This is a genomic window from Anaerocolumna cellulosilytica, assembly GCF_014218335.1.
Classification (GTDB): Bacteria; Bacillota; Clostridia; order Lachnospirales; family Lachnospiraceae; genus Anaerocolumna; species Anaerocolumna cellulosilytica.
In genome coordinates, this window is the sequence record NZ_AP023367.1 from 1,829,785 (window position 1) to 1,842,422 (window position 12,638).

The following is a 12,638-nucleotide window of genomic DNA, read 5'->3' on the forward strand; positions in this document are numbered from 1 at the left end:
GGTCATCAATAAATTGAAAGGCAAGGGTGTTAAAATGTCTGATAAAAGGTACACACAAAAAGAAATCTATCAAATGTTATACACACATGAAATAACAAAAGAAACAGCTTTCAGGCTGCTGTTATCTGCCCCTGAAAGCACAGGAGAAACTAGCAAAGAAGCAGATGCGAAAAAAGTAGATGATAAAAAACCACTCCCGGTTGCACTTATATATAATCAGGAGGAAATTAAAGCTGCAATTGTTGATATTGTAGCGGGCAATCTTCACATGCCAGGGGAGGAGCTTAAACAGGAGGTAAGTTTTAAAGACTTTGGAGTGGATTCAATTAACGGTATTGAAATTATTCGTGACGTAAACAGGTATTTTGGGTTGAATCTGGATGCAGTTGTAATATATGATTACGCGAATGTATCAAAATTAAGTGAACTGGTTTTATCTGAATTACTTAAAACACAGCAGACTCAACAAGAGTTGAGGTTTAAAGCGGATAAATTACAGTTCTATCAGCAGGAAAATGTCTCGGGAGTACAGTCACGAAATGAAAGAGTTTCTGAGGAAGAGGTGTATAAAAAGGTAGCTGATATTATAGCCTTGAATTTACATATTCAGGAAGAAGAACTTCGTCATGAGGTTAGCTTTAAAGATCTTGGAGTAGATTCCATTAATGGTATCGAAATTGTAAGGGATATTAACCGAGCCTTCGGACTAAATCTGGATGCAGTTGTTATTTATGACTACTCAACAATAAAAAAACTGTCAGGTTATGTCATTCAAGAAAAATCAAAGGCAGACAGCACAACAGAGGAACTGGAATCCCGACCTTTTTGTGAAAAAATGGCGGTATCGAAGACAAATGAGAACTGTGTTTTTAAAAACACGTCTCTTAAGAACAACACTTCTTTTGAAAGTACGACTTTTGAAAGCTCTCCTTCTGCCTGCAAAGAAGGGTATCAGCTAGTTTCTAAGGATATAAAAGAGGAAAAGGAAGAAGCCGATGGAGCAGAATACAATGCTACAGGCAAGATACAATTGGTTTCGCCAGAGCGTATATCCAGTAAGCAAGGTACTTTAGGAGAAAGAGAACCAATAAGACTTAAAAAACTGGTAGAAATACCAATCACAAAGGAAACTAGTACAAAAGTTGCTGGTGCGGAAGAAGTTAACCAAAAGGAAGTATATGTGTCTGAAATCAGTCCTTATGAGAATGAAGATATTGCTGTTATAGGAATCTCAGGACGCTTCCCGGATGCTGATAATGTAAATGAATTCTGGAATAATTTAAAGAATGAACATGACAGTATAATTATTATCCCAAAAGAACGTTGGAGGGCAGACGATTACTATGATTCTAATCCTAAAACACCCTGCAAATCCTATAGCAAAGTAGGAGGCTTTATAAAGGAGATTGATAGATTTGATCCTTTGTTCTTTAATATATCTCCGATTGAGGCGATATATATGGACCCTCAGCAGAGACTTTTTCTGGAAGAAGTATGGAAGGCTTTAGAAGATGCAGGGTGTTCTGACCGATTTCTTACAGATCGAAAATGTGGTGTCTTTGTCGGAGCTTCTCAAGGGGATTATGCGAAGCTTCTTGCAAGAAATAATTGTGAAAACAGCGGGGAAGCTTTTACTGGAATGGCAACGTCTATTTTGGCTTCCCGGATATCCTATGTTCTAAATCTTATTGGGCCAAGCATAACCGTTGATACTGCGTGTTCCAGCTCTCTTGTGGCTCTCCACTTAGCCTGCCAAAGCATAAGACAAAAAGAAAGTGAAATGGCTATTGTTGGGGGTGTAAGATTTATGATTACGCCGGATCTTCATATATCAACCAGTAAAGTAGAAATGCTGTCTAAAACAGGAAAGTGCAGAGCCTTTGACCAATCGGCCGACGGAACGATTATAAGTGAAGGTGTAGGAGCGGTGATATTAAAACCTTTAAAAGCTGCGATAGAAGACGGACATTCCATATATGGGGTTATAAAAGGTTCCGGTATAAATCAGGATGGTAAAACAAACGGAATTACTGCTCCCAGTATGCAGTCCCAGATAAGATTGGAGTCGGAAGTATATGAAAGAGCAAGAGTTAACCCGAGAGATATAAGCTATATTGAAGCTCACGGTACAGGTACAAAACTTGGTGACCCTATTGAAGTCAAGGCACTGGCGCACGTTTTTGAAAAGTATACAAAAGAGAAGATGTTTTGTGCCATCGGGTCGGTTAAAACGAATATAGGCCACACCACTACGGCAGCCGGGATAACCAGTGTGATAAAAGTACTGCTCGCGATGAAATACAAAAAAATACCGGCTACCCTTCATTTCAATGAAGCAAACCAGCATATTGGTCTTGCAGATACTCCGTTTTATGTGAATAACAAGACAATGGATTGGGTAGTAAAAGAAAACAAGAAAAGACTTGCAGCCATCAGTGCATTTGGCTTTAGCGGCACCAATGCCCATGTGGTACTTGAAGAATTTGTGTCTGTGAAATCAGCAGCTGTAGCTAAAAGTCTTCCCTATTACCTGATTACCTTGTCTGCCAAAACGAGAGAATCTTATCACCAGAAAGTAAAAGATTTGCTTACATGGCTTTTGGATAATGAGGATGCGCCTTATATAGGGGATATATCTTATACCCTTTTAACCGGCAGAAGCCATTTTAATATAAGAGGTGCCTTCCTTTGTGAAAGAGTTACTGCGTTGAAACAAAAGCTTAACGAGATACTAGTAAAGGGAGATACCTCTGATTATTTTATAGAGTACGGCAATACAAAGCCCTCTCATACAGATACTAAGACGAAGGCTTTTATAGATGAAACTCTTAATTATTTGCATAGGGGGAATGCAGCAGACAAGGAGGAGTATAAGAAGAGGCTCCTTGACGCGGCGAAACTATATACCATAAACAAAATATCAGATTATGATAGTATCTTAGCAAAAGGCAGTTATCAGCTGATTCACCTGCCCACGTATCCGTTTTTTGGAGACAAGTACTGGGTAGAGGAAAAAGAAGAGATACATCCTGTATCACAAAGAATGGAAGGTTTTGTAGACATGATACACCCTTTGCTTGATAAGTGTAGATCTGATTCAGAAGAAACGGTTTTTGAAAAAGTATTTACCGGAGAGGAATTTTACCTAAAGGATCATATTGTACAGAAGGAAAAAGTTTTACCCGCTGTGGCTTACCTTGAGATGGCAAGAGCAGCGGCAAGTATTACTAAGCCACATAAAAGCGTTATAAAGCTTAAAAATAATTACTGGATGAATGCCATGAAAGTAAATGAGTCTGCTTATAGGACGGATAGTAAGCAATACTTATCTAAGGTATCTGTAAATTTACTTCTAGTAACAGAGAGTGAGAATGTTTTAAACTATGAAGTAATAAGTAAAGATGAAAACGGACAGGAGATTTTACACGGCAGAGGGCAGATTGAATATGCGTCATCAAATCCTTCTGACACAAAAGAATATATGGATATTAACTGTATAAAAAACAGGTGCCATAAGAAAATGAGGGGACGGGAGTGCTATGATTTATTTAAACAGGGGGGACTGAATTTAGGTCGTAGCTTTCAAACCATACAGTATCTATATTATAACGACGATGAAGTACTGGCTGAGGTAATATTACCGGGGCATTTAAAAGAAACGTTTCATACATATTTATTACATCCCGCTTTGATGGATGGTGCTCTGGAAGCAGTCATAGGAATGGTCAGTGCAAAAGCTGTTAAGGGTAGTGTGAGGCTGCCATATTATATAGGTGAGGTGGAAATCTTAGGAGATCTTACAGAAACGTGTTTTTCCTATGCAAAGTATACGGGACGAAAGAAGAACGGGTTACAAGAATCCGACAGTTATGAAGTGTTTATATTGGATGAAAAAGGAAGAGTGCTTCTTAAAGTAAAGGATTTTTCTCTTTGGGTTATAGGAGGAAATGAACAGGAAATAAAGAACATAGACAATAAAGTCAGTTATTATCAGTATGTATGGGAGAAAAGTGATTTAGGAGCGGATGGTGACTTTTTAGCAGACCTTAGAGAAGACTTACTGGTATTTGACACGGACGGCGACTTAACGAACCGGTTCCTTAAGAAAGAAAAGGGCAGATATCATATTACGCTTGTAAAACCGGGAGAAGAATTTAGAGAGGATGTCCAGTATCCTGCTATTAACTTATATGAGAATGGGGCTTATGGGAATACTGCGGGTAGTGTATATACTGTAAATCCATTTGAAAAAGAAGACTATTATACCCTTTTTAGTAAGTTATATGAAAAAGGTCGTTTTCCTAAGAATATCCTTTATCTCTGGTCAAAGGAAGCGGATTACGAATTCGAATCCATACGAATGCAGGATTTAGGATATAGCATCTATTCACTACTATATATTACGCAGGCTCTTCATCATACGGCTCCGAAAGAGAAGATTCAGTTACTGTATATGTTTTATGGGGATGGAAGGCGATTCTCGCCATTTAGTGCAGCTTTTGCCGGTTTTGCCAAATCCTTAAATCTGGAAAATACAAGATATACCATGAAGTCTATACAATGGGATACGTCAGATGCCGCACATGAGATAGATAATTTACTCGCCGAATTTCAGAATAGATCTAAAGAAGATGCAGAGGTTATGTACACTTATGGTGGGCGTTATGTCAGAAGACTAAAAGCTTTTCTGAATCTAAATCTTACTGAAGAAAAGACCGGTTTTAAACACAGCGGTGTGTATGTAATTTCTGGTGGTTTTGGGAAATTGGGTCTAATCGTTGCACGTTATCTTGCCAGAGAGTATAAAGCCAAATTATGTTTAACCGGCAGAAGCCCGCTTGATGTTGTGAAAGCCTCCCAAATAAAGGAGTTAGAAGAGCTGGGCAGTGAAGTTTTGTATATACAGGGAGATAGTTCTATTTTATCAGATGCAGCAACGGTTATTTCTGTTGTAAAAGATAGATTTCAAAAGATTGACGGTGTCTTTCATTGCGCCGGTTTGACAAAGGATTCTTATTTAAAAAGCAAAAGAAAAGAAGATATGGAGGAAGTTATCAATCCCAAAGTTCAAGGAACCCTGAATCTTGACCTTTTAACGAAGGAGGAACCCCTTGACTTTTTTATCTTATTTTCCTCAACGGCTGCTATAACTGGCAATCTGGGGCAGACGGATTATGCTTATGGCAACAGTTTTATGGACAATTTTGCTCTGCTGCGGCAAGAACTCAAAACGAAAGGATTGCGTTCTGGAAAATCCCTCTCCATAAACTGGCCCTTATGGGAAGAAGGGGGGATGGAAGTACCACAAACAACGAAAGAGTTGTTTACTGCTAGGGGCATAGAGAGTCTTAAGACCCAGGAGGGAATAAAGGCTCTTTTAGATGGAATACAGTCAGAAGAAAGTCAAATGATAGTGTTTAAAGGAGAAAACTTAAACATTCAAAAATGGTTGGGGATAAGAGAGGATTATCCAGAACAGAATAGTGAAAAAATAAGAACTGCCCATATCACTAAAGGTAAGGAAATTAGAAAAGAAACGATTTATGAAGAGGTGAAAAATGCGGTAAAAGATATACTGCGAATTAAGGATAAAGATATTTTTCCCGAAAAGGATATGAATGAGTACGGCTTTAATTCTCTGACCTTTACGGAACTGGCAAACAAACTAAACGAAAGGTATTCTATTCAGATGAATCCTAGTCTTTTTTTTGAATACTCTACCTTAGGCGGTTTATCTGACTATCTGTACGAAGAGCATTACAAGCATATTCTAGCCGCCCATCAGGAGTCAGTGATGGCTGAGGAAGAAGAGGAGGTATTAGCAGCTCCTACAATACCTACAGCAGAACCGGATGTAGCAGAGACCTGGGAAAGCAAAAGAGAGCCTATTGCTATCATTGGTATGAGTGGTACTATGCCAAGGTCGCAGAATTTGGATGCCTTTTGGGAAAATCTTGTGGAAGCAAACAATCTAATAACAGAAATTCCGGCGGACAGATGGCAGATAGAAAATCTACCGGATTCGATATCTAAATGGGGTGGATTTATGAAAGAAATTGATAAATTTGATCCTTTATTTTTTGGAATATCGCCAATGGAAGCAGAGCTTATGGATCCCCAGCAAAGACTATTCTTACAAACAGTATGGGAAACCATCGAAGATGCGGGATATAAACCGTCGGATTTATCCGGTTCCAATACAGGATTATTTGTAGGAGTCTCAACGACGGACTACCGAGATGTACTGCATGGAAATGAAATAGAAGCATTGACGTCAACCGGAAATTCACACTGTATATTAACGAACCGGATTTCCTATCTACTAAACTTGCACGGTCCTAGTGAACCTATTGATACGGCTTGTTCGTCCTCCTTGGTAGCAATCCACCGTGGTGTAGAATCTATTTATAGCGGAGATTGTGAAATGGCAATTGTAGGGGGTGTTAATGTAATCGCAAGTCCTACGCTGCATATATCTTTTAGCAAAGCCGGAATGCTCTCACCGGATGGCAGCTGTAAAACCTTTGATGAAAAAGCAAACGGCTATGTAAGGGGGGAAGGCAGCGGTGCAATCTTATTAAAGCCGTTGAGACAGGCAAAAAAGGATGGGGATACTATCTATGCATTGATTAAAGGAAGCGCCATTAATCATGGGGGACGGGCAGCCTCCCTTACGGCACCTAATCCTAAGGCGCAAGCGGAAGTAATTAAAAGAGCTTTTGATAAGGCAGGCTTTTCACCAGATACTGTCAGCTATATGGAAGCCCACGGTACAGGAACACAGCTTGGAGATCCTATAGAAATCAATGGTTTAAGGAAGGCCTTTCAAGAAATGAGTCACAATCATAATTCATATCCTGAAGGAAAAGCATATTGCGGCATCGGCTCGGTAAAAACAAATATTGGACATTTAGAAACTGCGGCAGGAATCGCCAGCGTCTTAAAGGTATTACTCGCCATGAAGCATAAAAAACTTCCGGGTTTATGTGGTTTTCATGTGCAGAATCCGTATATTGATTTGTCATATAGTCCCTTTTACCTGACAACAAAAACGCAGGAATGGAAAGCTTTGGCAGATGTCAATGGTAATGTACTGCCAAGACGGGCAGGAATAAGTTCTTTTGGATTTGGCGGGGTAAATGCCCATATTGCTTTGGAGGAGTATGCCCAGGAAGATATACAGAATGAGTGCTTAACAGAGCCTCCAAAATCTCTGATTCTGGTACTATCTGCTAAGAGTAAGACTCGCTTAACTGAATATGCAGAAAAAATATTTACCTTTATAAAGTTGGAATACCAAAGGGAAAATCAGTTGAATCATAACGAATTATCTAGTAACCAGGTATGTAATAACAGGTTATATCAAAACCTTTCGCTCACGCATCTTGCTTACACGCTACAGATAGGACGGGAAGAGTTTGAAGAGCGCCTTGCAGTTGTATTTTCTGAGTATCAGGAGTTGATACAAAAGCTTGAAGGCTACCTAAGAGGAAGCCAAGGTATAGACGGATTATATCAAAACAGAGTGAACCAAGGTGTCAGAAAGGATAAACGTTTGACAGAGACGACAGATAAAGGTATCACAAAGGAAACGTTAATGACTTTCGATATGGAAATGTTAGCAAGACTTTGGGTAACCGGTACCAGAATTGACTGGAAGCTGCTGTACGTTGGGGTACCGGTACGTCGTCTGCATCTGCCACCCCATCCTTTTGAAAAGCGGAAGGTATGGAAAGAAAAGAAAGGTGTAGACAGCAGCTATCGAACAGCCAATAAAAAGGGCGTTGAGGCTATAACAGACAAAAAGGATGAAAAAGAGAATTTCATAGATAAGTATTTTTACCTGCCGGCATGGAAAGAGGTGCCTTTCTTAAAGGCAGAACAGCCTTTAACAATAAAACAGGAGAGCCGAAAGGTGTTGCTGCTTATTCCGGAGAAACACCAGAATCTGTGTGAAGGTTTCATAAAACATTATGGTAAAGACGCAGTCTCTGTCATTGTTTTTGGTAAAGAATGCAAACGAATTGATAAAAATACCTGGCAGACAGAGGTTTATCATGAGAACGGTATTAGTAATTGTCTAAAAGATATTACCAGGCTTAATATTGTTTACTTTTTTGGAGGGATTTGCGGGGACATCTTAACAGAAGTGGAGATTAGCAATCTTAATAAGCTGGATTTTTTCCAACAGCAGGGAGTGTTGTCTCTATATCGTTTGGTAAAGGCTTTAGTTGAAAAGGGATTAGATAATCAGAGCCTTCACCTAAAGGTAATAACAAATAATGTCCATACCTTAAAAGGAGAGGCTGTAATACCAGCTAGCGGCAGTGTTCTAGGTTTTGCTAAATCCATGGCAAAAGAATTTCCAAATTGGAAGACCACTTGTCTTGACATTGATATGGAGGACTGGTACAAGGAAGGGCAGTTCCTGACGCAAGCCCTTATCAATGAGCCTGCCGGAAAGAATGGGGAGGAAGTACTAATCCGGGGAAAACTAAGATATATGCAAAAACTTGTTCCGGCTAATATTGATAAAGCAGTGAAAACACCCTTTCAGAAGGATGGGGTTTACCTGATTCTAGGCGGTGCAGGTGGTATAGGGCTAGAATTTAGCAAGTACTTAGCTTCTGAGGTAAAGGCGAAGATTGCTTTGATAGGCCGTTCGGAATTAACAGCAGAGAAAAAAGCTAAAATAGAGGAAATAGAGAACTTGGGCGGCCAGATATTATATCTGAAAGCGGATGCCACAGATTTAGATAGTATGCGGGATGCTGTGATTAAGGTAAAGCAGAAATTTGGTGTTATTCATGGAGTTGTTCATTCTGCAATTGTTATGAAAGATATGGCTATACGTAATATGACTGAAAGAGACTTAACGGAAGCCTTAGACCCCAAAGTAAAAGGCAGTGTAGTGCTGTATGAAGCGGTCAAGGGAGAGAACCTGGATTTTATGCTGTTCTTTTCTTCGATTCAAAGTTTTGCAGGCAATGGAGGGCAGGCCAATTATGCGGCAGCTTGCGGGTTCAAGGATTCTTTTGCGACTTTCTTAAGAGGCACAGGAAAGTTTCCTGTTAAAATTATTAACTGGGGGTATTGGGGAACCGTAGGTGTTGCTTCATCCGAGATACATAATAAAAGAATGGCTTCAAAAGGTATGCTCTCAATCCTTCCTGAGGAAGGGATGGAGGCAATTAAGCGAATTATGTCAAATAAAGAGGTCGGACAGGCGGTTGTATTAAAAGCGAAATCATTTTTGTTAGAGCAGACAGATATAATTGAACATAAAGTTTCAGCTGCTGGTTTTGAGCAGCCCCAAAGTCATAAAAGCTCTTTGGTAAACACGGAAGAAATGGATAAATTAGGGCATATTAAGTTGTCTATCATGAATTGTTTATCAGAGGTACTAAAAGTAGAAGCCTATGAGATTGATACCAGCAGTCCATTTTCTGACTATGGAGTTGATTCTATTACGGGAATGGAATTAATCAATCACATGAATGAGAAGTTTAATATCGTTCTAAAGACCACCGTACTCTTTGATTACACCAATGTGGAAGAACTGGCAAGCTACATTCAAGAAGAATTTGGTGCTTATAGAAGTGAAAATCTATATGCAGCAAAGTCAGAAAAACCTGAGATAGAGGATAACACAAAGTCAGGAATAGCAGAAACAGATTCCCAGATGGAGGCACTTATGCTTTTAGCAGAAGGGAAACTTAATGTTGAGGATGTCATGCATATAATGACATAAGGGATGTTCAAAACTAAGAGGATTCATGCAGAGGAAGTTAAGGAGAAAATCAATATGGAGCAAGCGGATTATGCATTCGAGATTAAAAATATCCTGCAAAGGGTAAAAGATAATAAATTAACACCGCTGGAAGCAAAGCGAATAATTGAAGAGATAAAGGAAAACCAACGGCTTCCTGCCCCCCAATTATCTGCTGCAAAGAAAACGAAAGAGGTAGCAGTAATCGGTATCTCCGGACGTTTCCCGGGAGCTGGTGACATGAAAGAATATTGGAATAATCTAAAGGAAGGTAAAAGTTCCATTAGGGAAGTACCGAAGGATAGATGGAATATTGATGACTATTTTGATAAAGATGTGGACAGGCTTGACAAAACCAACTCCAGGTGGGGCGGTTTTTTAGAGAACATTGATAAGTTTGATCCTTCCTTCTTTGGTATTTCAGGTATGGAAGCAGAAGTTATGGACCCTCAGCAAAGACTGTTTCTGGAAGAATGCTTTAAGACTTTAGAAGATGGAGGCTATGCAGGTGATATGTCATCCGGGCTTTCCTGCGGGGTCTATGTGGGTGCAGCACCAAGAGATTATCTGAATCATATCAGTGAGCAGGGAGCAGAGATAACAGCTCAGACCTTCTGGGGGAATACAGGTTCCGTATTAGCTTCAAGGATATCCTATCTGCTTAACTTAAAAGGCCCTGCAATGGCGATTGACACAGCCTGCTCCTCCTCACTGGTTGCCCTGCACTTAGCCTGCCAAAGTATTATTACAGGAGAAAATGACATGGCAATTGCAGGAGGTGTTTGGATTAGTACTACACCCCACTATTATATATTTACCAGTAATGCCGGAATGCTCTCACCGGAGGGTTTATGCAAAACCTTTGATAATGATGCCAATGGAATTGTCAATGGGGAAGGTGTGGGTGCCGTCCTTTTAAAAAACTATGATCAGGCTTTAAAAGATGGAGATTACATTTATGGTATTATTAAAAGCTCCGGTATTAATCAGGATGGAAAAACCAATGGCATAACGGCTCCAAGTTCTCTTTCCCAAACCGCATTAGAGTTGGAAGTTTATCAAAAAGGCAATATTAATCCAGAGTCCATTACTTATATAGAGGCTCACGGTACCGGTACAAAATTGGGAGATCCCATAGAGATAGAGGCATTAAAGAATGCATTTAAAGGCTACACGGATAAAAAGCAGTTTTGTGCATTAGGTTCTGTTAAAACGAATATAGGGCATTCCTCTTTAGCAGCCGGAATTGCCAGCTTTTTAAAGGTTATTTTGGCACTTAATAATAAAATAATACCCCCCTCCCTAAATTTAACTAAGGAAAATGAACTTTTAGAATTAAGTGACAGTCCTTTTTATGTTAATACCAAGCAGCGGGCATGGATTAGCCAGGAAGGACCTATACGGGCGGGAGTCAGTTCTTTTGGATTTGGAGGTACCAATGCACACCTTGTAGTAGAAGAATTTACAGGGACCAGAAGGAAAGGAAGTGCGTTACCTTATTGTCTGGCTGCATTTTCCGCCAGAACCCAAGAAGAGTTATTGACAAGACTTAAAGAGTTCTTAGTATGGTCAAAAAACCAACCGGGTACCTCAAACTTCAGCGATATTTGTTATTCCTTAGGAAATCGGCGAAAGCATTATCCTAAGAGGGCTGCTTTTGTAGCAAGCAGTCAGTCAGAGCTTGACAAGGTTTTAGAAGAGTATATTTTACAGCAAGTTAAGAATGGACTTGATTCCAAAGCCTTTGAGAAGGAAAAACCAAAGGGAAAACAGATAAATACCGTGCTGTACCAGGAGTTAGAAGATGAAAATCTGCCAAAGGAGAGATGGAAGGAAATTCTTCTAAGTCTAAGAACCGGTTATATGAATGGAGAAGAGATTCAATGGAGCAGGTTGTATGCTGAAAAAGAGCATAATAAAATACCATTACCCTTGTATCCTTTTACCAGAAACAGTTATTGGGTAAAAGAAAAAGAAATAAGAAATACGGCTAAGGAGAAGAACAAAATACATCCACTTATTGATGTAAATATTTCGACCTTAAAGGAGCAAAGATTTCTGACAAAACTAAATACCTTTGATCTGTTTAATAAGGGCTGTGTGGAGGGAGAAAAAAGATATTTCCCGTCCTCTAATTATCTTGAGATGATTCGCAAAACCGCTGAGTTATCAGTAGAAAAAGAAGTCAGATATATTGATAATTTCCGTTGTGCAGGAAGTGAGGTTTTTAATGGAAAGGAGCATTTATTGACAACCTGTATATATCCCCATGGAGAAGACTGCCAGGTGGAAATCATAGCCTGCAATGATGAGGAGGATTTTGTATGCGCTCAGGCTCAGCTGGTGTTTGAAGGTATGAAAAAATGTATGCAGCCGGATCGATATATGAGGTATCCTGCCTGGAAAGAAACCGGGGAGAATATTAGCGGGGATGACTTCTATAGAAATCTTCACAGAGAATATAAAAGGAGTTATGGTAATTCTTATCAGGTAATAAAAGCCTTATGGGTACCAGCAGAAGTAAAAGAAGCCTTTGCAGAGCTTAAAGTGCCGGATACAATAGATATTTTATCAAATGAATTAGGAATGAATCCTTTTATACTGGAAGCTGCTTACCAAATCGGTCTATATCTGGTTCAGGAGAAAAGATTTGATTGCTGTTATTTAGGGGGTTTTGAAAGGTTGGAGATTATTAACTCCCTTCAAAAGAACTGTTCGGTTCAGATGACTTTAACAGCTTGTGAAGTGGATCAGGAAGAGGTATCCTTCAAATATACAGTTATCTTTATAAATCCAGATGGCAAAGCGGCTATTCATATAACTAATTACAATATGATTGGTTACTAAGTATCGAAGTCTTACAGGAGGA

The 12,638-nt window shown here is 39.5% G+C and carries 2 protein-coding genes; both read left to right on the forward strand.

Translation table 11 applies throughout. The annotated features are described in order from the left end of the window. The first annotated feature begins 34 nt into the window (after nt 1-34). Nucleotides 35-9,751, forward strand: a complete 9,717-nt coding sequence (locus acsn021_RS07810; RefSeq protein WP_184093604.1) for an SDR family NAD(P)-dependent oxidoreductase — start codon at nt 35-37, stop codon at nt 9,749-9,751. A gap of 54 nt (nt 9,752-9,805) precedes the next feature. After that, nucleotides 9,806-12,616, forward strand: a complete 2,811-nt coding sequence (locus acsn021_RS07815; RefSeq protein WP_184093605.1) for a type I polyketide synthase — start codon at nt 9,806-9,808, stop codon at nt 12,614-12,616. The last annotated feature ends 22 nt before the right edge of the window (nt 12,617-12,638 follow it).